Source organism: Burkholderia sp. Bp9012, assembly GCF_003853825.1.
Lineage (GTDB): Bacteria > Pseudomonadota > Gammaproteobacteria > Burkholderiales > Burkholderiaceae > Burkholderia > Burkholderia diffusa.
In genome coordinates this window covers 112,426-136,596 of record NZ_QTQA01000021.1, presented here as the reverse complement: position 1 = coordinate 136,596, position 24,171 = coordinate 112,426, and the positions used below count along the sequence as shown (strand labels likewise).

Annotated in this window: 21 protein-coding genes and 1 tRNA gene; all 22 read left to right on the top strand. The window is 61.1% G+C overall.

Features of this window, described 5'->3' with window-relative positions; genetic code table 11:
* Positions 1 to 1,182, top strand: a 1,182-nt coding sequence (gene tuf / locus DIE11_RS26310) for an elongation factor Tu (protein WP_034191706.1), incomplete at its 5' end; no start/stop codon positions are given.
* Positions 1,183 to 1,241: 59 nt separating this feature from the next.
* Positions 1,242 to 1,317, top strand: a tRNA-Trp gene (locus DIE11_RS26305).
* A 42-nt stretch (positions 1,318 to 1,359) separates the two neighbouring features.
* On the top strand, positions 1,360 to 1,740 hold the full coding sequence (gene secE / locus DIE11_RS26300; RefSeq protein ID WP_006482892.1) for a preprotein translocase subunit SecE: 381 nt from the start codon (positions 1,360 to 1,362) through the stop codon (positions 1,738 to 1,740).
* Between the two features lies 1 nt (position 1,741).
* Positions 1,742 to 2,299 carry a transcription termination/antitermination protein NusG gene (gene nusG, locus DIE11_RS26295; RefSeq protein ID WP_006400672.1) on the top strand — a complete coding sequence of 186 codons (558 nt, stop codon included), beginning with the start codon at positions 1,742 to 1,744 and terminating at the stop codon, positions 2,297 to 2,299.
* Between the two features lie 140 nt (positions 2,300 to 2,439).
* Positions 2,440 to 2,871 carry a 50S ribosomal protein L11 gene (rplK, locus tag DIE11_RS26290; protein ID WP_006400671.1) on the top strand — a complete coding sequence of 144 codons (432 nt, stop codon included), beginning with the start codon at positions 2,440 to 2,442 and terminating at the stop codon, positions 2,869 to 2,871.
* On the top strand, positions 2,872 to 3,570 hold the full coding sequence (gene rplA, locus DIE11_RS26285) for a 50S ribosomal protein L1 (RefSeq protein WP_059535563.1): 699 nt from the start codon (positions 2,872 to 2,874) through the stop codon (positions 3,568 to 3,570).
* A 295-nt stretch (positions 3,571 to 3,865) separates the two neighbouring features.
* Entirely contained in the window at positions 3,866 to 4,363 is a 498-nt protein-coding gene (rplJ, locus tag DIE11_RS26280; protein WP_059599773.1) for a 50S ribosomal protein L10, read from the top strand.
* Between the two features lie 63 nt (positions 4,364 to 4,426).
* Complete coding sequence (gene rplL / locus DIE11_RS26275; protein WP_021161757.1) at positions 4,427 to 4,801, top strand: 50S ribosomal protein L7/L12; 375 nt, start codon at positions 4,427 to 4,429, stop codon at positions 4,799 to 4,801.
* Positions 4,802 to 5,178: 377 nt separating this feature from the next.
* The gene (gene rpoB, locus DIE11_RS26270) at positions 5,179 to 9,285 is read left to right on the top strand and encodes a DNA-directed RNA polymerase subunit beta (protein ID WP_059599774.1); all 4,107 of its coding nucleotides are present in this window, start codon (positions 5,179 to 5,181) and stop codon (positions 9,283 to 9,285) included.
* A 21-nt stretch (positions 9,286 to 9,306) separates the two neighbouring features.
* Positions 9,307 to 13,548, top strand: a complete 4,242-nt coding sequence (gene rpoC / locus DIE11_RS26265; RefSeq protein WP_124628084.1) for a DNA-directed RNA polymerase subunit beta' — start codon at positions 9,307 to 9,309, stop codon at positions 13,546 to 13,548.
* Between the two features lie 243 nt (positions 13,549 to 13,791).
* Positions 13,792 to 15,639, top strand: a complete 1,848-nt coding sequence (gene recQ / locus DIE11_RS26260) for a DNA helicase RecQ (protein WP_059599776.1) — start codon at positions 13,792 to 13,794, stop codon at positions 15,637 to 15,639.
* A 227-nt stretch (positions 15,640 to 15,866) separates the two neighbouring features.
* On the top strand, positions 15,867 to 16,247 hold the full coding sequence (gene rpsL / locus DIE11_RS26250) for a 30S ribosomal protein S12 (protein WP_006400662.1): 381 nt from the start codon (positions 15,867 to 15,869) through the stop codon (positions 16,245 to 16,247).
* A 172-nt stretch (positions 16,248 to 16,419) separates the two neighbouring features.
* Positions 16,420 to 16,890 (top strand): 30S ribosomal protein S7, encoded by a 471-nt coding sequence (gene rpsG, locus DIE11_RS26245; RefSeq protein WP_006477195.1) that lies wholly within the window; start codon positions 16,420 to 16,422, stop codon positions 16,888 to 16,890.
* Between the two features lie 123 nt (positions 16,891 to 17,013).
* On the top strand, positions 17,014 to 19,116 hold the full coding sequence (fusA, locus tag DIE11_RS26240; RefSeq protein WP_059535572.1) for an elongation factor G: 2,103 nt from the start codon (positions 17,014 to 17,016) through the stop codon (positions 19,114 to 19,116).
* Between the two features lie 42 nt (positions 19,117 to 19,158).
* On the top strand, positions 19,159 to 20,349 hold the full coding sequence (tuf, locus tag DIE11_RS26235; RefSeq protein WP_006482910.1) for an elongation factor Tu: 1,191 nt from the start codon (positions 19,159 to 19,161) through the stop codon (positions 20,347 to 20,349).
* A gap of 286 nt (positions 20,350 to 20,635) precedes the next feature.
* Positions 20,636 to 20,947 carry a 30S ribosomal protein S10 gene (gene rpsJ / locus DIE11_RS26230; protein WP_004199280.1) on the top strand — a complete coding sequence of 104 codons (312 nt, stop codon included), beginning with the start codon at positions 20,636 to 20,638 and terminating at the stop codon, positions 20,945 to 20,947.
* 178 nt (positions 20,948 to 21,125) lie between these two features.
* Positions 21,126 to 21,776 (top strand): 50S ribosomal protein L3, encoded by a 651-nt coding sequence (gene rplC, locus DIE11_RS26225; protein ID WP_006752926.1) that lies wholly within the window; start codon positions 21,126 to 21,128, stop codon positions 21,774 to 21,776.
* On the top strand, positions 21,776 to 22,396 hold the full coding sequence (gene rplD, locus DIE11_RS26220; RefSeq protein ID WP_006477192.1) for a 50S ribosomal protein L4: 621 nt from the start codon (positions 21,776 to 21,778) through the stop codon (positions 22,394 to 22,396). Before rplC ends, rplD begins: the two co-directional genes overlap by 1 nt.
* Entirely contained in the window at positions 22,393 to 22,707 is a 315-nt protein-coding gene (gene rplW / locus DIE11_RS26215) for a 50S ribosomal protein L23 (RefSeq protein WP_004199275.1), read from the top strand. The genes rplD and rplW overlap by 4 nt, the downstream gene beginning before the upstream one ends.
* Positions 22,708 to 22,709: 2 nt before the next feature.
* A complete protein-coding gene (gene rplB / locus DIE11_RS26210; RefSeq protein ID WP_034209733.1) occupies positions 22,710 to 23,537 on the top strand; it encodes a 50S ribosomal protein L2 in 828 nt (275 codons plus the stop codon).
* Between the two features lie 10 nt (positions 23,538 to 23,547).
* Positions 23,548 to 23,823 (top strand): 30S ribosomal protein S19, encoded by a 276-nt coding sequence (rpsS, locus tag DIE11_RS26205; protein WP_004199273.1) that lies wholly within the window; start codon positions 23,548 to 23,550, stop codon positions 23,821 to 23,823.
* A gap of 12 nt (positions 23,824 to 23,835) precedes the next feature.
* Positions 23,836 to 24,165: a 50S ribosomal protein L22 gene (rplV, locus tag DIE11_RS26200; RefSeq protein ID WP_004199272.1), complete on the top strand. Its 330-nt coding sequence runs from the start codon at positions 23,836 to 23,838 to the stop codon at positions 24,163 to 24,165.
* The last annotated feature ends 6 nt before the right edge of the window (positions 24,166 to 24,171 follow it).

The following is a 24,171-nucleotide window of genomic DNA, read 5'->3' as shown; positions in this document are numbered from 1 at the left end:
GAAAAGTTTGAGCGGACCAAGCCGCACGTCAACGTTGGTACGATTGGTCACGTTGACCACGGCAAGACGACGCTGACGGCAGCGATCACGACGGTTCTGACGAAGAAGTTCGGCGGCGAAGCGAAGGCGTACGACCAGATCGACGCGGCACCGGAAGAAAAGGCGCGCGGCATCACGATCAACACGGCACACGTCGAGTACGAAACGGCAAACCGCCACTACGCACACGTCGACTGCCCGGGCCACGCTGACTATGTGAAGAACATGATCACGGGTGCGGCGCAGATGGACGGCGCGATCCTGGTTTGCTCGGCAGCAGACGGCCCGATGCCGCAAACGCGTGAGCACATCCTGCTGGCGCGTCAGGTTGGCGTTCCGTACATCATCGTGTTCCTGAACAAGTGCGACATGGTGGACGACGCTGAACTGCTCGAGCTGGTCGAGATGGAAGTTCGCGAACTCCTGTCGAAGTACGACTTCCCGGGCGACGACACGCCGATCGTGAAGGGTTCGGCGAAGCTGGCGCTGGAAGGCGACACGGGCGAGCTGGGCGAAGTGGCGATCATGAGCCTGGCAGACGCACTGGACACGTACATCCCGACGCCGGAGCGTGCAGTTGATGGCGCGTTCCTGATGCCGGTGGAAGACGTGTTCTCGATCTCGGGCCGTGGTACGGTGGTGACGGGTCGTGTCGAGCGCGGCATCGTGAAGGTCGGCGAGGAAATCGAAATCGTCGGTATCAAGCCGACGGTGAAGACGACCTGCACGGGCGTTGAAATGTTCCGCAAGCTGCTGGACCAAGGTCAGGCAGGCGACAACGTGGGTATCCTGCTGCGCGGCACGAAGCGTGAAGACGTGGAGCGTGGCCAGGTTCTGGCGAAGCCGGGTTCGATCACGCCGCACACGCACTTCACGGCTGAAGTGTACGTGCTGAGCAAGGACGAAGGCGGCCGTCACACGCCGTTCTTCAACAACTACCGTCCGCAGTTCTACTTCCGTACGACGGACGTGACGGGCTCGATCGAGCTGCCGAAGGACAAGGAAATGGTGATGCCGGGCGACAACGTGTCGATCACGGTGAAGCTGATCGCTCCGATCGCGATGGAAGAAGGTCTGCGCTTCGCAATCCGCGAAGGTGGCCGTACCGTCGGCGCCGGCGTCGTCGCCAAGATCATCGAGTAAGCCAGTTATTCGTTGATCGACAGTTTTGGGGCTGGCATCAGCCGGCCCCAGCATGGTTTAGGGGTATAGCTCAACTGGCAGAGCGTCGGTCTCCAAAACCGAAGGTTGGGGGTTCGATTCCCTCTGCCCCTGCCAAAAATCGCCACGTGTCCCACGTGGCATTTGTTTTAAGGTGTTATGGCGAATCCATCCGTCGAAACTGTAAATACCTCCGGCGATAAGCTGATGCTGGCCCTGGGCGTATTGCTGGTCTTGGCCGGATTCGTGGGCTTCTTCTGGCTGGCCAATCAGCAGTGGTACGTCCGCGGTGCCGCATTGGCGGTAGGTATTATCGCCGGCGTGGCCGTCGGCCTGATGTCCGCACCTGGCAAGAGCCTCATCGCGTTTGCCAAGGATTCGTACAAGGAAGTCCGCAAGGTCGTTTGGCCCACCCGCAAGGAGGCAACGCAAACCACACTCGTCGTGTTTGGTTTCGTGCTCGTGATGGCGATTTTCCTCTGGTTGAGTGACAAATCGATCGAATGGGTGATTTTCTCGGCGATTCTGGGTTGGAAATGATATGAGCGATACTCCGGCATCCCCGAGCGGAAAGCGTTGGTACGTCGTGCACGCCTACTCCGGTATGGAGAAGAGCGTGCAGCGCGCGCTTCAAGAGCGCATCGAACGTGCTGGCATGCAGGATAAATTCGGTCAGATCCTGGTTCCGACCGAAGAAGTGGTCGAAGTCAAAGGTGGCCACAAGGCTGTAACCGAGCGTCGTTTCTTCCCCGGCTACGTGCTGGTGGAAATGGAGATGACGGACGAAACGTGGCACCTCGTGAAGAACACGGCGAAGGTCACGGGTTTCGTCGGCGGTGCGCGTAACCGTCCGACCCCGATTTCCCCGAAGGAAGTCGAAAAGATCATGTCGCAGATGCAGGAAGGCGTCGAGAAGCCGCGCCCGAAGACCCTGTTCGAAGTTGGCGAGATGGTGCGTGTCAAGGAAGGCCCGTTCACGGACTTCAACGGCACTGTCGAGGAAGTCAACTACGAAAAATCGCGCGTGCGTGTGTCGGTCACCATCTTTGGCCGCTCTACCCCGGTCGAACTCGAGTTCGGTCAGGTCGAAAAAGTTTAATCCCGATTCGGTGGGCAGCCTCGGCTGCCCACCTTCGCGCTTACGGCTCGCGTTATGGCCGTTGAGGAGCGTCAGTAGCCAGCGGCGAAAGCGCGTTATCACTCACCGAACGCCCCTTGGCGTTCCAACGAGGTTTACAAATGGCAAAGAAGATTGTCGGCTTTATCAAGCTGCAGATCCCTGCAGGTAAAGCCAACCCGTCGCCGCCGGTCGGTCCGGCACTGGGTCAGCGCGGCCTGAACATCATGGAGTTCTGCAAGGCGTTCAACGCGCAGACTCAAGGCATGGAGCCGGGTCTGCCGGTGCCGGTGGTCATCACGGCATACGCTGACAAGAGCTTCACGTTCGTGATGAAGACGCCGCCGGCGACCGTCCTGATCAAGAAGGCGGCGAAGGTGGACAAGGGCTCGAGCAAGCCGCACACCGACAAGGTCGGTTCGATCACGCGCGCTCAAGCCGAAGAAATCGCGAAGACCAAGATGCCGGACCTTACGGCAGCTGATCTGGACGCAGCCGTTCGCACCATCGCTGGTAGCGCACGCTCGATGGGCATCACTGTGGAGGGCGTGTAAATGGCTAAGATCTCCAAGCGCCGTCAGGCATTTGCCGCCAAGGTCGATCGTCAGAAGCTGTACGCGATCGAAGACGCACTGGCACTCGTGAAGGAATGCGCGAGCGCGAAGTTCAACGAATCGATCGACGTCGCAGTGCAACTCGGCATCGACGCGAAGAAGTCGGACCAAGTCGTTCGTGGTTCGGTCGTTCTGCCGGCAGGTACGGGCAAGTCGGTTCGCGTTGCCGTGTTCGCACAAGGCGACAAGGCCGAGCAGGCTCGTGCAGCAGGCGCGGAAATCGTCGGTATGGAAGACCTGGCTGAGCAGATCAAGGCTGGCCAGATGGACTTCGACATCGTGATCGCTTCGCCGGACACGATGCGTATCGTCGGTACGCTCGGTCAGATCCTCGGCCCGCGCGGCCTGATGCCGAACCCGAAGGTCGGCACGGTCACGCCGGACGTTGCGACTGCAGTCAAGAACGCGAAGGCTGGTCAGGTGCAATTCCGTGTCGACAAGGCCGGTATCATTCACGCGACCATCGGCCGTGCATCGTTCGAATCGACCGCACTGCGTTCGAACCTGTCGGCACTGATCGAAGCGCTGCAGAAGGCCAAGCCGGCAACGAGCAAGGGCGTCTACCTGCGCAAGATCGCACTGTCGAGCACGATGGGTGTCGGCGTGCGTGTCGACCAGGCTACGCTGGCAGCACAGTAAGCAAGTATTCGGGCCGCTTCGTTCGCGAAGCGGCCTACATGGGCTTTGGGCGGTTGTTCGTGCAGCAAGGCGGGCAACCGGTTATCAAAGACCGTTGGTGGGGCGCAGCAGGCAGGCGATCCCTTAATTCAAGCCAACGCAGATGGCGAACCCGAAAAAGTTTTGCAGTGGTGAAGCCGCAGGCCGTGAAGCGATTCCCGGCGTGAGGTGGAAATACTCCTAACGAGGTCGGACGCCGTTGTTGAACGAGGTACGTGAGGTTTCGTGCCGAACGTATCGTTTCTGGAGGCTAACCGTGCCGCTTAATAGAGAAGACAAGCAAGCCGTCGTCGCTGAGGTTGCCGCGCAAGTCGCGAAGGCCCAGACCGTTGTGCTGGCTGAGTATCGTGGAATTGCGGTTGGCGATCTGACCAAGCTGCGCGCGAAAGCGCGTGAGCAACAGGTTTACCTGCGCGTGTTGAAGAACACGCTGGCGCGTCGCGCTGTTGAAGGTACGCCGTTTGCTCCGCTGGCAGAGCAGATGACTGGCCCCCTGATCTACGGCATCTCGGAAGATGCAATTGCTGCTGCTAAGGTCGTCAACGACTTCAGCAAGGGCAATGACAAGTTGGTCATCAAGGCTGGTTCGTTCGATGGCAAGGTGATGGACAAGGCTGGCGTGCAAGCGCTGGCAAGCATCCCGAGCCGTGAAGAACTGCTCTCGAAGCTGCTGTTCGTTATGCAATCGCCTGTTTCGGGCTTCGCGCGTGCTCTTGCCGCGCTGGCCGAGAAGAAGCAAGCAGAAGCTGCGTAATCGAGCGAGCATCAGCGTCACTGATCGCTGGCTGTATCCGAATTCAATTTAGGAGTATTTCAAATGGCAATCGCAAAAGAAGACATCCTGGCAGCAGTCGAAGGGATGACCGTTCTGGAACTGAACGAACTGGTCAAGGCGTTCGAAGAGAAGTTTGGCGTGTCGGCAGCTGCAGTGGCAGTCGCTGGCCCGGCAGGCGGCGGCGCTGCTGCTGCTGCAGAAGAGAAGACCGAATTCACGGTCGTTCTGGCTGAAGCAGGCAGCAACAAGGTTGCAGTCATCAAGGCAGTTCGCGAACTGACGGGCCTCGGCCTGAAGGAAGCGAAGGACGTCGTTGACGGCGCACCGAAGGCTGTCAAGGAAGGCGTCGACAAGGCTGCTGCTGAAGAAGCCAAGAAGAAGCTGGAAGAAGCAGGCGCAAAGGTCGAAGTCAAGTAAGTTTCGACGCGCTGTGCGAAGGCTGGCGGTATTTTCACCGCCGGCCTTTTTGTGCTTTGTGGGGACGTTATTCTGGCACTCATTCGGGAGCCCGAATAATCGGCCCCAGAAGCCAAAGAAAACCGCCGAATCGTAATCAATGGTCGCGATCGGCGTTTCTCTTTGTCTTCTGAAGCGACTGCAGAAGGCAAGTTTGGTCGGGTAGCGGGCAACACAGGCATCCGCTGCCGTCAGCCAGCGGTTGGTAGCGGCCAACCACCAAGCTTCTCGGCTCGTTCAAGCCGTTGGACGGCCATCGGGTCTCAGTCGGTGAACACTCGGGTTTGAAACGTCCAGGTATTCCGCCTCGATAGCACCCGCCGTGATTCGGAGATCGTATGCAATATTCCTTCACCGAGAAGAAGCGCATTCGCAAGAGTTTCGCGAAGCGCCCCATCGTTCACCAAGTTCCGTTCTTGCTGGCCACCCAGCTTGAATCATTCAGCACGTTTCTGCAAGCCGATGTGCCGGCCACACAACGCAAGCCTGAAGGTTTGCAGGCCGCGTTCACATCGGTATTTCCCATTGTTTCGCACAACGGTTTTGCGCGCCTCGAGTTCGTGAGCTATGCGCTGTCCTCGCCGGCATTCAACATCAAGGAATGCCAGCAGCGTGGCCTGACGTACTGCTCCGCGCTGCGCGCGAAGGTCCGCCTTGTCATCCTCGACAAGGAATCGCCGAACAAGCCGGTCGTCAAGGAAGTGAAAGAGCAGGAAGTGTACATGGGCGAAATGCCGCTCATGACGCCGACGGGCTCGTTCGTCATCAACGGCACCGAGCGTGTCATCGTCTCGCAGCTGCACCGTTCGCCGGGCGTGTTCTTCGAACACGACAAGGGCAAGACGCACAGCTCGGGCAAGCTGCTGTTCTCGGCACGGATCATTCCGTACCGCGGCTCGTGGCTCGACTTCGAATTCGATCCGAAGGACATCCTGTACTTCCGCGTCGACCGTCGCCGCAAGATGCCGGTCACGATCCTGCTGAAGGCCATCGGCCTCACGCCGGAACAGATCCTCGCGAACTTCTTCGTATTCGACAACTTCACGCTGATGGACGAAGGCGCACAACTCGAGTTCGTGCCCGAGCGCCTGCGTGGTGAAGTCGCGCGTTTCGACATCACGGATCGAGATGGCAAGGTCATCGTCCAGAAGGACAAGCGGATCAACGCGAAGCACATTCGCGACCTCGAAGCCGCCAAGACCAAGTTCATCTCGGTGCCGGAAGACTATCTGCTCGGCCGCGTGCTGGCGAAGAACGTCGTCGATGGCGATACCGGCGAAGTGATCGCGAGCGCGAACGACGAAGTCACGGAAAGCGTGCTCGAGAAGCTGCGTGAAGCGGGCATCAAGGACATCCAGACGCTCTATACGAACGATCTGGACCAGGGTCCGTACATCTCGTCGACGCTGCGTGTCGACGAAACGACCGACAAGACGGCCGCGCGCATCGCGATCTACCGCATGATGCGTCCGGGCGAGCCGCCGACCGAAGAAGCAGTCGAGGCGCTGTTCAACCGTCTGTTCTACAGCGAAGAAGCGTACGACCTGTCGAAGGTCGGCCGTATGAAGTTCAACCGCCGCGTCAGCCGTGACGAGATCACCGGCCCGATGACGCTGCAGGACGACGACATCCTGGCGACGATCAAGATCCTCGTCGAACTGCGCAACGGCAAGGGCGAAGTGGACGACATCGACCACCTCGGCAACCGTCGCGTGCGTTGCGTCGGCGAACTGGCGGAAAACCAGTTCCGCGCGGGTCTCGTGCGTGTCGAGCGCGCGGTCAAGGAACGCCTCGGCCAGGCCGAAAGCGAAAACCTGATGCCGCATGACCTGATCAACTCGAAGCCGATTTCGTCGGCGATCCGCGAGTTCTTCGGTTCGTCGCAGCTGTCGCAGTTCATGGACCAGACCAACCCGCTGTCGGAAATCACGCACAAGCGCCGTGTTTCCGCACTGGGCCCGGGCGGTCTGACGCGCGAACGCGCAGGCTTCGAAGTGCGTGACGTGCACCCGACCCACTATGGCCGCGTGTGCCCGATCGAAACGCCGGAAGGTCCGAACATCGGTCTGATCAACTCGCTCGCACTGTATGCGCACCTGAACGAGTACGGCTTCCTCGAGACGCCGTACCGCAAGGTCGTGGACAGCAAGGTGACCGACCAGATCGACTACCTGTCGGCGATCGAGGAAGGCCGCTACATGATCGCGCAGGCGAACGCCGCGATCGACGAGAACGGCACGCTGGTCGACGAACTCGTGTCGTCGCGTGAAGCCGGCGAAACGATGATGGTCACGCCGGATCGCATCCAGTACATGGACGTCGCGCCGTCGCAGATCGTGTCGGTTGCAGCTTCGCTGATCCCGTTCCTCGAGCACGACGACGCGAACCGTGCACTGATGGGTTCGAACATGCAGCGTCAGGCCGTGCCGTGTCTGCGTCCGGAAAAGCCGGTCGTCGGTACGGGCATCGAGCGCACCTGTGCGGTCGACTCGGGCACGACGGTTCAGGCGTTCCGCGGCGGCGTCGTCGACTATGTCGACGCAGGCCGTATCGTGATTCGCGTGAACGATGACGAAGCGGTCGCGGGTGAAGTCGGTGTCGACATCTACAACCTGATCAAGTACACGCGTTCGAACCAGAACACGAACATCAACCAGCGTCCGATCGTGAAGATGGGCGACAAGGTCTCGCGCGGCGACGTGCTGGCCGACGGCGCCTCGACGGACCTGGGCGAGCTCGCGCTCGGCCAGAACATGCTGATCGCGTTCATGCCGTGGAACGGCTACAACTTCGAAGACTCGATCCTGATCTCGGAGAAGGTCGTGGCCGACGATCGCTACACGTCGATCCACATCGAAGAGCTGAACGTCGTTGCACGCGACACGAAGCTCGGGCCGGAAGAAATCACGCGCGACATCTCGAACCTGGCGGAAGTCCAGCTCGGCCGTCTCGACGAATCGGGCATCGTGTACATCGGTGCGGAAGTCGAAGCGGGCGACGTGCTGGTCGGCAAGGTCACGCCGAAGGGCGAGACCCAGCTGACGCCGGAAGAGAAGCTGCTGCGCGCGATCTTCGGCGAGAAGGCTTCGGACGTGAAGGACACGTCGCTGCGCGTGCCGTCGGGCATGAGCGGCACCGTGATCGACGTCCAGGTATTCACGCGTGAAGGCATCCAGCGCGACAAGCGTGCGCAACAGATCATCGACGACGAGCTGAAGCGCTACCGTCTCGACCTGAACGACCAGCTGCGCATCGTGGAAGGCGACGCGTTCCAGCGTCTCGCACGGATGCTCGTGGGCAAGGTCGCGAACGGCGGTCCGAAGAAGCTCGCGAAGGGCACGAAGATCGACCAGGCTTACCTGGAAGACCTCGACCACTACCACTGGTTCGACATCCGCCTCGCGGACGACGAAGCAGCGGCATCGCTCGAAGCGATCAAGAACTCGATCGAAGAAAAGCGTCACCAGTTCGATCTCGCGTTCGAAGAGAAGCGCAAGAAGCTCACGCAAGGCGACGAACTGCCGCCGGGCGTGCTGAAGATGGTCAAGGTGTACCTCGCGGTGAAGCGCCGCCTGCAGCCTGGCGACAAGATGGCAGGCCGCCACGGTAACAAGGGTGTCGTGTCGAAGATCGTCCCGATCGAAGACATGCCGTACATGGCCGACGGCCGTCCGGCAGACGTCGTGCTGAACCCGCTCGGCGTGCCGTCGCGGATGAACGTGGGTCAGGTTCTGGAAGTGCACCTCGGCTGGGCCGCGAAGGGCCTCGGCTGGCGTATCGGCGAAATGCTGCAGCGTCAGGCGAAGATCGAGGAACTCCGCGTGTTCCTGACGAAGATCTACAACGAGTCGGGCCGCCAGGAAGATCTGGAAAGCTTCACCGACGACGAGATCCTCGAACTCGCGAAGAACCTGCGCGAAGGTGTGCCGTTCGCAACGCCGGTGTTCGACGGTGCGACCGAGGAAGAAATGGGCAAGATGCTCGACCTCGCGTTCCCGGACGACATCGCGGAACAGCTCGGCATGAACCCGTCGAAGAACCAGGTCCGCCTGTACGACGGCCGCACGGGTGAAATGTTCGAACGTCGCGTGACGCTCGGCTACATGCACTACCTGAAGCTGCACCACTTGGTCGACGACAAGATGCACGCGCGTTCGACGGGCCCGTACTCGCTCGTCACGCAGCAGCCGCTGGGCGGTAAGGCGCAGTTCGGTGGCCAGCGTTTCGGTGAAATGGAAGTGTGGGCACTCGAAGCGTACGGCGCGTCCTACGTGCTGCAGGAAATGCTGACGGTGAAGTCGGACGACGTGACCGGCCGGACGAAGGTGTACGAAAACCTCGTCAAGGGCGATCACGTGATCGATGCAGGCATGCCGGAATCCTTCAACGTGCTGGTGAAGGAAATCCGCTCGCTCGGTATCGATATCGATCTCGACCGCAATTAATCGGACTACGGAGAGAAAGCAATGAAAGCTCTGCTCGATCTATTCAAGCAAGTCCAACAGGAAGAAGTTTTCGACGCGATCAAGATCGGTCTGGCCTCGCCCGACAAGATCCGTTCGTGGTCGTTCGGTGAAGTGAAGAAGCCGGAGACCATCAACTACCGTACGTTCAAGCCGGAACGCGATGGTCTCTTCTGCGCGAAGATCTTCGGGCCGATCAAGGACTACGAGTGCCTGTGCGGCAAGTACAAGCGTCTGAAGCACCGCGGTGTGATCTGCGAGAAGTGCGGCGTCGAAGTGACGCTGGCGAAGGTGCGTCGCGAACGCATGGGCCACATCGAACTGGCCTCGCCGGTCGCGCACATCTGGTTCCTGAAGTCGCTGCCGTCGCGTCTGGGCATGGTGCTCGACATGACGCTGCGCGACATCGAACGCGTGCTGTACTTCGAAGCGTACGTGGTGATCGAACCGGGCATGACGCCGCTGAAGGCGCGGCAGATCATGACCGAAGAGGATTACTACAACAAGGTCGAGGAATACGGCGACGAATTCCGTGCCGAGATGGGCGCGGAAGGCGTGCGTGAACTGCTGCGCGCGATCAATATCGACGAGCAGGTCGAGACGCTGCGCACCGAGCTGAAGAACACCGGCTCGGAAGCGAAGATCAAGAAGTACGCGAAGCGCCTGAAGGTCCTCGAGGCATTCCAGCGCTCGGGCATCAAGCCCGAGTGGATGATCCTCGAAGTGCTGCCGGTGCTGCCGCCGGAACTGCGTCCGCTCGTGCCGCTGGACGGCGGCCGTTTCGCGACGTCGGACCTGAACGACCTGTATCGCCGCGTGATCAACCGTAACAACCGGTTGAAGCGTCTGCTCGAGCTGAAGGCCCCTGAAATCATCGTCCGCAACGAAAAGCGGATGCTGCAGGAAGCCGTCGACTCGCTGCTCGACAACGGTCGTCGCGGCAAGGCGATGACGGGCGCGAACAAGCGTCCGCTGAAGTCGCTCGCCGACATGATCAAGGGCAAGGGCGGTCGTTTCCGTCAGAACCTGCTGGGCAAGCGCGTCGACTACTCGGGCCGTTCGGTCATCGTGGTCGGCCCGACGCTGAAGCTGCACCAGTGCGGTCTGCCGAAGCTGATGGCGCTCGAGCTGTTCAAGCCGTTCATCTTCAACAAGCTGGAAGTGATGGGCGTCGCGACGACCATCAAGGCGGCGAAGAAGGAAGTCGAGAACCAGACGCCGGTGGTGTGGGACATCCTCGAAGAGGTGATCCGCGAGCACCCGGTGATGCTGAACCGTGCGCCGACGCTGCACCGTCTCGGTATCCAGGCGTTCGAGCCCGTGCTGATCGAAGGCAAGGCGATCCAGCTGCACCCGCTCGTCTGCGCGGCGTTCAACGCCGACTTCGACGGTGACCAGATGGCCGTTCACGTGCCGCTGTCGCTCGAAGCGCAGATGGAAGCGCGCACGCTGATGCTGGCGTCGAACAACGTGCTGTTCCCGGCCAACGGCGATCCGTCGATCGTGCCGTCGCAGGATATCGTGTTGGGTCTGTACTACGCGACCCGCGAAGCGATCAACGGCAAGGGCGAAGGCCTGTCGTTCACCGGCGTGTCGGAAGTGATCCGCGCGTACGAGAACAAGGAAGTCGAGCTGGCATCGCGCGTCAACGTGCGGATCACCGAAATGGTCCACAACGAAGACAAGTCGGAAGGCGCACCGGCATTCGTGCCGAAGATCACGCTGTACGCGACGACCGTCGGTCGCGCGATCCTGTCGGAGATCCTGCCGCACGGCCTGCCGTTCTCGGTGCTGAACAAGCCGCTGAAGAAGAAGGAAATCTCGCGCCTGATCAACACGGCGTTCCGCAAGTGCGGTCTGCGCGCGACGGTGGTGTTCGCCGATCAGCTGATGCAGTCGGGTTTCCGTCTCGCGACGCGCGCCGGCATTTCGATCTGCGTGGACGACATGCTCGTGCCGCCGCAGAAGGAAACGATCGTCGGCGACGCCGCGAAGAAGGTGAAGGAGTACGACCGCCAGTACATGTCGGGTCTCGTCACCGCGCAGGAACGCTACAACAACGTGGTCGACATCTGGTCGGCGACGTCGGAAGCGGTCGGCAAGGCGATGATGGAGCAGCTGTCGACGGAGCCGGTGATCGACCGCGACGGCAACGAGACGCGCCAGGAGTCGTTCAACTCGATCTACATGATGGCCGACTCGGGCGCCCGGGGTTCGGCGGTGCAGATTCGTCAGCTGGCCGGTATGCGTGGCCTGATGGCGAAGCCGGACGGCTCGATTATCGAGACGCCGATTACCGCGAACTTCCGCGAAGGCCTGAACGTGTTGCAGTACTTCATCTCGACCCACGGTGCACGTAAGGGTCTGGCTGATACGGCACTGAAGACGGCAAACTCGGGTTACCTGACCCGTCGTCTCGTCGACGTCACGCAGGATCTGGTGGTGGTCGAGGACGATTGCGGCACGTCGAACGGCGTGGCGATGAAGGCGCTGGTCGAAGGCGGTGAAGTCGTCGAGGCACTGCGCGACCGTATCCTCGGCCGCGTCGCGGTCGCGGACGTCGTGAACCCGGAAACGCAGGAAACGCTGTACGAATCGGGCACGCTGCTCGACGAAACGGCGGTCGAGGAAATCGAACGCCTCGGCATCGACGAAGTGCGCGTGCGCACGCCGCTGACCTGCGAAACGCGTTACGGTCTGTGCGCAGCCTGCTACGGCCGTGACCTCGGCCGCGGCTCGCTCGTGAACGTCGGCGAAGCAGTCGGCGTGATCGCGGCACAGTCGATCGGTGAACCGGGCACGCAGCTGACGATGCGTACGTTCCACATCGGTGGTGCGGCATCGCGTGCGGCAGTGGCGTCGTCGGTCGAAGCGAAGAGCAACGGTATCGTGCGTTTCACGGCGACGATGCGTTACGTCACCAACGCGAAGGGCGAGCAGATCGTCATCTCGCGTTCGGGCGAGGCGCTGATCACCGACGATATCGGCCGCGAGCGCGAACGTCACAAGATCCCGTACGGCGCGACGCTGCTGCAGCTCGACGGTGCGGCGATCAAGGCCGGCACGCAGCTGGCGACGTGGGATCCGATGACGCGTCCGATCATCACCGAGTACGGTGGTACGGTGAAGTTCGAGAACGTCGAGGAAGGCGTGACCGTCGCGAAGCAGATCGACGACGTGACCGGCCTGTCGACGCTGGTCGTGATCGACGTGAAGCGTCGCGGTTCGCAAGCTTCGAAGAGCGTGCGTCCGCAGGTGAAGCTGCTCGACGCGAACGGCGACGAAGTGAAGATCCCGGGCACGGAACACGCAGTGCAGATCGGCTTCCAGGTCGGTGCACTGATCACCGTGAAGGACGGCCAGCAAGTGCAGGTGGGTGAAGTGCTTGCACGTATCCCGACCGAAGCGCAGAAGACGCGTGACATTACCGGCGGTCTGCCGCGGGTGGCGGAACTGTTCGAAGCGCGTTCGCCGAAGGATGCCGGCATTCTCGCGGAAGTCACCGGCACGACGTCGTTCGGCAAGGACACGAAGGGCAAGCAGCGTCTCGTCATCACGGACCTCGAAGGCAATCAGCACGAGTTCCTGATCGCGAAGGAAAAGCAGGTGCTGGTCCACGATGCTCAGGTCGTCAACAAGGGCGAAATGATCGTGGACGGCCCGGCCGATCCGCACGACATCCTGCGTCTGCAGGGTATCGAGGCGCTGTCGCGCTACATCGTCGACGAAGTGCAGGACGTGTATCGTCTGCAGGGCGTGAAGATCAACGACAAGCACATCGAGGTGATCGTTCGCCAGATGCTGCGTCGTGTGCAGATCACCGACAACGGTGATACGCGCTTCATCCCGGGCGAACAGGTCGAGCGTTCCGACATGCTGGACGAGAACGATCGCATGATCGCCGAGGGCAAGCGTCCGGCGTCGTACGACAACGTGCTCCTCGGTATCACGAAGGCGTCGCTGTCGACCGACTCGTTCATCTCCGCGGCATCGTTCCAGGAAACGACCCGCGTGCTGACCGAAGCGGCGATCATGGGCAAGCGCGACGATCTGCGCGGCCTGAAGGAAAACGTGATCGTCGGCCGTCTGATCCCGGCCGGTACGGGTCTCGCGTTCCACAAGGCACGCAAGGCGAAGGAGATGTCCGATCGCGAGCGTTTCGATCAGATCGCAGCGGAAGAGGCATTCGACTTCGGCACGCCGAGCGCGCCTGCGGAAGAGCCGCAACACCCGGCAGCCGAATAAGCGCGGGGCGGCGCGAGCCGCCTCACGTTGCGTATTCGCTGTCATCGAAACCGCCCGGTCCGCCGGGCGGTTTTTTTTATACGTCGTTCACGTGCATGACGGGCTTGCCGCACGCTTGCGCAGGCCCGTCATGCGCGTGCACGAACCCTGCCGATCGGCCAACGTTGCACGATTCGCCGCGCGTCGCGCGAGCGGGTTGTTAAAATCGCGGTCATCGTTCCGCCGTCCTCGTTCTCATCATTCATGTCCCGCGCCCTCGAAATCCTCGACGAAGTCTTTGGTTATTCCGCATTTCGCGGCCAGCAGGGCGAGATCGTCGAACACGTCGCCGGCGGCGGCGATTGCCTCGTGCTGATGCCGACTGGCGGCGGCAAATCGCTGTGCTACCAGATTCCGGCGCTGCTGCGCCGCGAGGCCGGGCAGGGCGCCGGCATCGTCGTGTCGCCGCTGATCGCGCTGATGCAGGACCAGGTCGCGGCGTTGAGCGAAGTCGGCGTGCGCGCGGCCTACCTGAACTCGACGCTGTCGGGCGCCGAGGCCGCGGCCACGGAGCGTGCGCTGCGCGAAGGCGAAATCGACCTGTTGTACGTCGCGCCGGAGCGCCTGATGACGGGGCGCTTCCTCGACCTGCTCGAGCGCGCGAAGATCGGCTTGTTCGCGATCGACGAAGCGCACTGCGTGTCGCAATGGGGGCACGATTTCCGTCCGGAATACATTCAGCTGTCGGTGCTGCACGAGCGGTTCCCGTCGGTGCCGCGTATCGCGCTGACCGCGACGGCCGATGCGATCACGCGCGACGAGATCATCCATCGTCTCGCGCTCGACGACGCGCGCGTGTTCGTGTCGAGCTTCGACCGCCCGAACATCCGCTACCGGATCGTCGAAAAGGACAACGCGCGTTCGCAGTTGCTCGATTTCATCCGCGCCGAGCACACGAATGCCGACGGCACGACCGACGCCGGTGTCGTCTACTGCCTGTCGCGCCGCAAGGTCGAGGAAACGGCCGAATGGCTCAAGGCGCAGGGCGTGCGTGCGCTACCGTATCACGCGGGGATGGAGTTCGAGGTGCGGCAGAAGCACCAGGAAATGTTCCAGCGGGAGGAAGGCATCGTGATGTGCGCGACCATCGCGTTCGGCATGGGCATCGACAAGCCGGACGTGCGCTTCGTCGCCCACCTCGATTTGCCGAAGAGTGTCGAAGGCTACTACCAGGAAACCGGCCGTGCGGGCCGCGACGGGATGCCGGCAAACGCGTGGATGGCGTATGGGCTCGGCGACGTCGTCCAGCAGCGCAAGATGATCGACGAGTCCGATGCGGACGACGCGCACAAGCGCGTACAGACGTCGAAGCTCGATGCGCTGCTCGGACTGTGCGAGACGATCTCGTGCCGGCGCGTGCGGCTTCTGAACTACTTCGGCGAGGCGAGCCACCCGTGCGGCAACTGCGACACGTGCCTCGAACCGCCCGATTCGTGGGACGCGACGCGCGAGGCGCAGATGGCGCTGTCGTGCGTATTCCGCGCGCAGCGCGCGAGCGGCTTCAATTTCGGCTCGAGCCATCTGATCGAGATTCTGCGTGGCGGCCGCACCGAGAAGGTGCTGCAGCGCGGCCACGACCAGCTCAGTACGTTCGGGATCGGCGCGTCGCTGTCCGAGCCCGAGTGGCGCGCGATTTTCCGGCAGCTCGTGGCGTATGGCTATCTGGCGGTCGACCATGGCGGCTTCGGCGCGCTGATGCTGACCGAGGCCGCGAAGCCGGTGCTGAAGAACGAGGAGAAGGTCACGCTTCGCCGCTACGTGAAGCCGCAGCGTACGCGCCAGTCGTCGAGCCGCAGCGGCACGCGGGTCGATCCGACTGCCGGCATGGGCACGCGCGAGCGCGCACGCTGGGATGCGCTGCGCGCGTGGCGCGCGGAAACCGCGAAGTCCGACGGCGTGCCGGCCTACGTGATCTTCCACGACGCGACGCTGGCCGAAATTGCGCGCAACGCGCCGGAGACGATCGACGACCTGCGCCACATCCCCGGCATGGGTGTGCGCAAGCTGGAGCGCTTCGGCGACGAGATCATCGACGTCGTCGAATCGGCATGACACAGGTGTTCCGACCCTTCCGGTAAACCGCCCGCGCGGTTGGCAAATCACGCAAGCCGTTGACTTCGTTGGCATTTCCGGCATATGATGCTGGGTTCCGGTATTCGGTGGGTCGAGCCGCGTTCGAAAGTTCGTGTCCGTATCGCCAGTTCGGAAATCAACTGTGCGTCGATTCTCGCTTTGCCCGAAATCGATGTGCAGATTTTGTTCAATTTCAGGAATAAACAATGCCAACCATCAACCAACTGGTTCGCAAAGGCCGTCAGTCGGAAACGACGAAGAGCAAGAGCCCGGCCCTGCAGGACTGCCCCCAGCGTCGCGGCGTGTGCACCCGTGTGTACACGACGACGCCGAAGAAGCCTAACTCGGCACTCCGTAAGGTTGCCAAGGTTCGTCTGACGAACGGCTTCGAAGTGATTTCGTACATCGGCGGTGAAGGCCACAACCTGCAGGAACACTCGGTTGTGCTGATCCGCGGCGGCCGTGTGAAGGACTTGCCGGGTGTGCGTTACCACATGGTTCGCGGCTCGCTGGATACCCAGGGCGTCAAGGACCGTAAGCAAGCGCGCTCGAAGTACGGCGCGAAGCGTGCAAAGGCTGCCAAGTAAGCAGTTTTTGATCAGGGATCGCCGCAGGGCGGTCAAGGCGGGAGTGCCGGATTGCCGGTGCTGTCGAGTAAGTGGTCACCCGGCCAAGCTGGTTAGTCGTGAAGATGTGATCGGGTTTGTTGGTGGCCGCGGGGCTGAATGCAGCTCCAACTGAACAGGTAAAGGAAGAATCATGCCGCGTCGTCGCGAAGTCCCCAAGCGGGAAGTGTTGCCGGATCCGAAGTTCGGCAACGTTGATGTAGCCAAGTTCATGAACATGCTGATGCTGTCCGGCAAGAAGTCGGTCGCAGAGCGCATCGTTTATGGCGCATTCGAACAAATCCAGACCAAGGGTGGCAAGGACCCGCTGGAAGTGTTCACCGTTGCGCTCAACAACGTGAAGCCGGTGGTCGAAGTGAAGAGCCGTCGCGTTGGTGGTGCCAACTATCAAGTTCCGGTCGAAGTGCGCCCGTCGCGTCGTATGGCATTGGCGATGCGCTGGCTGCGTGAGGCTGCGAAGAAGCGCAGCGAGAAGTCGATGGCCCTGCGCCTGGCAGGTGAACTCTCCGAAGCGGCCGAAGGCCGTGGCGGCGCGATGAAGAAGCGCGATGAAGTTCACCGCATGGCAGAAGCCAACCGCGCGTTCTCGCATTTCCGTTTCTAAGCGCCTGGCTGGGCTGTTAGCGGAAATAAATTCCGGGCGGGTGCGCTTTTCAGGCGCCTCGCCCGTTTGTGTTGAAGCATGATGCAGCAGGGCTGCATCGTGTCATCCCAGTAGAGGATCAAAGTGGCTCGCAAGACTCCTATCGAGCGCTACCGCAATATCGGTATTAGCGCTCACATCGACGCCGGCAAGACGACGACGACCGAGCGCATTCTGTTTTACACCGGTGTGAACCACAAGATCGGTGAAGTTCACGACGGCGCAGCCACGATGGACTGGATGGAGCAGGAACAGGAGCGTGGCATCACGATCACGTCCGCTGCTACCACGGCCTTCTGGAAGGGCATGGGCGGCAACTATCCGGAACACCGCATCAACATCATCGACACCCCGGGGCACGTCGACTTCACGATCGAAGTGGAGCGTTCGATGCGCGTGCTCGACGGCGCGTGCATGGTGTACTGCGCAGTGGGCGGCGTGCAGCCGCAGTCGGAAACGGTGTGGCGCCAGGCTAACAAGTACAAGGTGCCCCGTCTCGCGTTCGTCAACAAGATGGACCGTACCGGCGCGAACTTCTTCAAGGTCTACGACCAGCTCCGTCTGCGCCTGAAGGCGAATCCGGTTCCGGTCGTGGTGCCGATCGGCTCGGAAGAAAACTTCAAGGGCGTGGTCGACCTGATCAAGATGAAGGCGATCATTTGGGACGAAGCGTCGCAAGGCACGAAGTTCGACTACGTCGACATCCCGGCCGAGCTCGCCGAGACCTGCAAGGAATGGCGCGAAAAGATGGTCGAAGTGGCTGCTGAAGCCAGCGAAGACCTGATGAACAAGTACCTGGAAGAAGGCGATCTGCCGGAAGCCGACATCGTCAAGGCTCTGCGCGACCGTACGATCGCGTGCGAAATCCAGCCGATGCTGTGTGGTACCGCGTTCAAGAACAAGGGCGTGCAGCGTATGCTCGACGCCGTGATCGACTTCCTGCCGTCGCCGGTCGACATCCCGCCGGTCAAGGGCGAGCTCGAAAACGGTGAAGAAGCGGAGCGCAAGGCGTCGGACGACGAGAAGTTCTCGTCGCTCGCGTTCAAGATCATGACCGACCCGTTCGTCGGCCAGCTGATCTTCTTCCGTGTGTACTCGGGCGTCGTCAACTCGGGCGACACGCTGCTGAACTCAACCAAGGGCAAGAAGGAACGCCTCGGTCGTATTCTGCAGATGCACGCGAACCAGCGTGAAGAAATCAAGGAAGTTCGCGCAGGCGACATCGCTGCTGCGGTCGGCCTGAAGGAAGCGACCACGGGCGACACGCTGTGCGACCCGGCGAACCCGATCGTTCTCGAGCGCATGGTGTTCCCGGAGCCGGTGATTTCGCAGGCTGTCGAGCCGAAGACCAAGGCTGACCAGGAAAAGATGGGCCTCGCGCTGAACCGTCTGGCGCAGGAAGACCCGTCGTTCCGCGTGCAGACCGACGAAGAGTCGGGCCAGACCATCATTTCGGGCATGGGCGAGCTCCACCTCGAAATTCTGGTTGACCGGATGAAGCGTGAATTCGGCGTGGAAGCGACCGTCGGCAAGCCGCAGGTTGCATACCGCGAAACGATCCGTTCGACGGCGAAGGACGTCGACGGCAAGTTCGTCAAGCAGTCGGGTGGTCGCGGCCAGTACGGTCACGCGGTCATCACGCTCGAGCCGAACGAACAAGGCAAGGGCTACGAGTTCTTCGACGAGATCAAGGGTGGTGTGATTCCGCGTGAATACATCCCGGCGGTCGACAAGGGTATCCAGGACACGCTGAAGTCGGGCGTGCTGGCTGGCTTCCCGGTCGTCGACGTGAAGGTTCACCTGACGTTCGGTTCGTACCACGACGTTGACTCGAACGAAAACGCGTTCCGCATGGCCGGTTCGATGGCGTTCAAGGAAGCGATGCGCAAGGCGAACCCGGTCGTCCTCGAGCCGATGATGGCTGTCGAAGTCGAGACGCCGGAAGACTACATGGGCAACGTGATGGGCGACCTGTCGGGCCGTCGCGGCATCGTCCAGGGCATGGAAGACATGGTTGGCGGCGGCAAGATCGTTCGCGCCGAAGTGCCGCTGTCGGAAATGTTCGGTTACTCGACGTCGCTGCGTTCGCTGACGCAAGGTCGTGCAACGTACACGATGGAGTTCAAGCACTACGCTGAAGCTCCGCGCAACGTTGCTGAAGCGATCATCAGCGCGAAGTCGAAGTAAATCTGTAGCTACCAACCGATTATTTTTTGAAAGAAGAGAATCATGGCAAAAGAAAAGTTTGAGCGGACCAAGCCGCACGTCAACGTTGGTACGATTGGTCACGTTGACCACGGCAAGACGACGCTGACGGCAGCGATCACGACGGTTCTGACGAAGAAGTTCGGCGGCGAAGCGAAGGCGTACGACCAGATCGACGCGGCACCGGAAGAAAAGGCGCGCGGCATCACGATCAACACGGCACACGTCGAGTACGAAACGGCAAACCGCCACTACGCACACGTCGACTGCCCGGGCCACGCTGACTATGTGAAGAACATGATCACGGGTGCGGCGCAGATGGACGGCGCGATCCTGGTTTGCTCGGCAGCAGACGGCCCGATGCCGCAAACGCGTGAGCACATCCTGCTGGCGCGTCAGGTTGGCGTTCCGTACATCATCGTGTTCCTGAACAAGTGCGACATGGTGGACGACGCTGAACTGCTCGAGCTGGTCGAGATGGAAGTTCGCGAACTCCTGTCGAAGTACGACTTCCCGGGCGACGACACGCCGATCGTGAAGGGTTCGGCGAAGCTGGCGCTGGAAGGCGACACGGGCGAGCTGGGCGAAGTGGCGATCATGAGCCTGGCAGACGCGCTGGACACGTACATCCCGACGCCGGAGCGTGCAGTTGACGGCGCGTTCCTGATGCCGGTGGAAGACGTGTTCTCGATCTCGGGCCGTGGTACGGTGGTGACGGGTCGTGTCGAGCGCGGCATCGTGAAGGTCGGCGAAGAAATCGAAATCGTCGGTATCAAGCCGACGGTGAAGACGACCTGCACGGGCGTTGAAATGTTCCGCAAGCTGCTGGACCAAGGTCAGGCGGGCGACAACGTGGGTATCCTGCTGCGCGGCACGAAGCGTGAAGACGTGGAGCGTGGCCAGGTTCTGGCGAAGCCGGGTTCGATCACGCCGCACACGCACTTCACGGCTGAAGTGTACGTGCTGAGCAAGGACGAAGGCGGCCGTCACACGCCGTTCTTCAACAACTACCGTCCGCAGTTCTACTTCCGTACGACGGACGTGACGGGCTCGATCGAGCTGCCGAAGGACAAGGAAATGGTGATGCCGGGCGACAACGTGTCGATCACGGTGAAGCTGATCGCTCCGATCGCGATGGAAGAAGGTCTGCGCTTCGCAATCCGCGAAGGCGGCCGTACCGTCGGCGCCGGCGTCGTCGCCAAGATCATCGAGTAACATCGACGATCCGCGGATCCCTCCGGGGTCCGCGATTCCACGGTAGGCAGTCGTACCGTCGAAACCGGGTGTCCAGTTTGATCTGGCACCCGGTTTTGTCTTTGTGGCGTGCGCGTTGCGGCATTGACAAACGCACACCACCACTCCGATTTTTCGTGTAGAATCGCGGGCTTAGCAGTGGAAGTACCGTTCGGAAGCTGGCGCCTCGCTCCCCGCAGGCAGCAGGTTTCGCGTTCTTTTAGTGTCCGGCGATGCAACATCGCCTCGCTCTTTTCAAGGAATCGTCATGCAGCAACAGAAAATCCGCATTCGCCTGAAGGCTTTCGACTATCGTCTGATCGATCAATCGGCTGCCGAAATCGTCGATACCGCGAAGCGGACTGGCGCAATCGTCCGTGGCCCGGTGCCGCTGCCGACGCGCATTCAGCGTTTTGACATCCTGCGCTCGCCGCACGTCAACAAGACGTCGCGCGATCAGCTCGAAATCCGTACCCACCAGCGCCTGATGGACATCGTCGATCCGACCGACAAGACGGTTGACGCGCTGATGAAGCTCGATCTGCCGGCTGGCGTCGACGTGGAAATCAAGCTGCAGTAAGGCTTTCGGCGCCATCCGGATTGCTGGGTGGTGCTAAGTATTTGTATTGCTTGCGGAAATCGAGAAGTCGGGCTATACTGCTTGGCTTTTCGCGTATTCGCGTAAAAAAGTTGGGCCTTGCGTGCCCGGCATTTTGTAAATCAGCCCCGACCAATCGCAGTCGGGAATGGAGAAAATGATGAGCCTTGGACTCGTAGGTCGCAAGGTTGGCATGACCCGTATCTTCACGGCTGAAGGGGATTCGATTCCCGTCACCGTGCTGGACGTGTCGGACAACCGCGTGACGCAGATCAAGACTGTTGAAACCGACGGCTACACGGCCGTGCAGGTTGCATTCGGCTCCCGCCGCGCATCGCGCGTGACGAAGCCGCTGGCAGGTCATCTCGCCAAAGCCGGTGTCGAAGCCGGTGAAATCCTCAAGGAATTCCGCATTGACGCGGCCAAGGCAGCAGAGCTGTCGAATGGCGCCGTGGTCGGTGCTGATCTTTTCGAAGTGGGCCAGAAGGTCGACGTGCAAGGCGTGTCGATCGGTAAGGGCTACGCTGGTACGATCAAGCGTTACAACTTCTCCTCCGGCCGTGCCACCCACGGTAACTCGCGCTCGCACAACGTGCCGGGCTCGATCGGTATGGCGCAGGATCCGGGTCGCGTTTTCCCGGGTAAGCGCATGACGGGTCACCTCGGTGACGTTACGGTGACGGTGCAGAACCTCGAAATCGCTCGTATCGACGCAGAGCGCAAGCTGCTGCTCGTCAAGGGCGCGATTCCGGGCGCGAAGGGCGGCAAGGTTTTCGTGACGCCGGCCGTCAAGACCAAGGGGGCGAAATAATGGAACTCAAGCTCCTGAACGAAAATGGTCAGGAAGGTGCAGTGGTCAACGCGTCGGACGTCGTGTTCGGTCGTGACTACAACGAAGCGCTGATCCACCAGGTCGTCGTCGCGTACCAGGCGAATGCTCGCCAAGGTAACCGCGCACAGAAGGACCGTGAGCAAGTCAAGCACACCACCAAGAAGCCGTGGCGTCAGAAGGGTACGGGCCGCGCTCGTGCCGGTATGTCGTCGAGCCCGCTGTGGCGTGGCGGTGGTCGCATCTTCCCGAACTCGCCGGAAGAAAACTTCTCGCACAAGGTCAACAAGAAGATGCATCGCGCAGGTCTCTGCTCGATCTTCTCGCAGCTGGCCCGTGAAGGTCGTCTGTCGGTCGTCGAGGACATCATCCTCGAAGCGCCGAAGACCAAGCTGCTGGCTGACAAATTCAAGACCATGGGTCTCGACTCCGTGCTGATCATTACGGACACGGTCGACGAGAACCTGTACCTGGCTTCGCGCAACCTGCCGCACGTGGCGATTGTCGAGCCGCGCTACGCTGACCCGCTGTCGCTGATCTACTTCAAGAAAGTGCTGGTCACGAAGGCTGCGGTCGCCCAGATCGAGGAGTTGCTGTCATGAGCGAGATTCGCAAGAACGATCATCGTTTGATGCAGGTCCTGCTCGCACCGGTGATCTCGGAAAAGGCGACGCTGGTTGCCGACAAGAACGAGCAAGTCGTGTTCGAAGTCGCACCGGATGCCACGAAGCAGGAAGTGAAGGCGGCTGTCGAGCTGCTGTTCAAGGTTGAAGTTGATTCGGTCAACGTGCTGGTTCAGAAGGGCAAGCAAAAGCGCTTCGGCCGTTCGATGGGCCGTCGCAAGGACGTGAAGAAGGCGTACGTTTGCCTGAAGCCCGGCCAGGAAATCAACTTTGAAGCGGAGGCCAAGTAATCATGGCAATCGTGAAAGTTAAACCGACTTCGCCGGGTCGCCGCGCGATGGTCAAGGTGGTCAACAAGAATCTGCACCAGGGCAAGCCGTACGCGGCACTGCTCGACTCGCAGAGCTCGACCGCCGGCCGTAACAACAACGGCCGCATCACCACGCGTCATAAGGGTGGTGGTCACAAGCAGCATTACCGTATCGTCGATTTCCGTCGCACGAAGGACGGCATCCCGGCAAAGGTCGAGCGTCTCGAATACGACCCGAACCGTAGCGCGAACATCGCGCTGGTGCTCTACGCAGACGGCGAGCGTCGCTACATCATCGCCCCGAAGGGCCTGACCGTCGGCCAACAGCTGATGTCGGGTTCGGAAGCGCCGATCCGTGCAGGCAACACGCTGCCGATCCGCAACATTCCGGTCGGTACGACGATCCACTGCATCGAGATGCTGCCGGGCAAGGGCGCGCAAATGGCGCGTTCGGCTGGCACGTCGGCCATGCTGCTGGCACGTGAAGGCGTCTACGCGCAGGTTCGTCTGCGTTCGGGCGAAATCCGCCGCGTGCACATCGAGTGCCGTGCAACGATCGGTGAAGTCGGCAACGAAGAGCATAGCCTGCGCCAAATCGGCAAGGCTGGCGCGAACCGCTGGCGCGGTATCCGCCCGACGGTGCGTGGCGTTGCGATGAACCCGGTTGATCACCCGCACGGTGGTGGTGAGGGCAAGACGGCTGCAGGTCGCGACCCGGTGAGCCCGTGGGGTACGCCGGCTAAGGGTTACCGCACCCGCAGCAACAAGCGCACGACGACGATGATCGTCCAGCGCCGTCACAAGCGTTAAGGAGTAGGCAATGGCACGTTCTGTAAAAAAAGGTCCGTTCTGCGACGCCCATTTGCTGAAGAAAGTTGAGGCGGCTGCAGCTTCGCGCGACAAAAAGCCGATCAAGACCTGGTCGCGTCGCTCGACGATTCTGCCGGATTTCATCGGCCTGACGATCGCTGTTCACAACGGCCGTCAACACGTTCCGGTGTACATCTCGGAAAACATGGTCGGCCACAAGCTTGGCGAGTTCGCACTGACCCGTACGTTCAAGGGTCACGCGGCCGACAAGAAGGCCAAGAAATAAGGGGCAATCAAGATGGAAGTGAAAGCAATTCATCGCGGTGCCCGCATCTCGGCGCAAAAAACGCGCCTTGTGGCTGACCAGATCCGCGGTTTGCCGGTCGACAAGGCGCTGAACGTTCTGACGTTCTCGCCGAAGAAGGCGGCTGGCATCGTGAAGAAGGTTGTGCTGTCGGCAATCGCGAATGCGGAGCACAACGAAGGCGCTGATATCGACGAGCTCAAGATCAAGAGCATCTACGTCGACAAGGCTGCATCGCTCAAGCGTTTCACCGCGCGCGCAAAGGGCCGCGGTAACCGCATCGAGAAGCAATCCTGTCACATCACTGTGACGGTCGGGAATTAAGGAGCC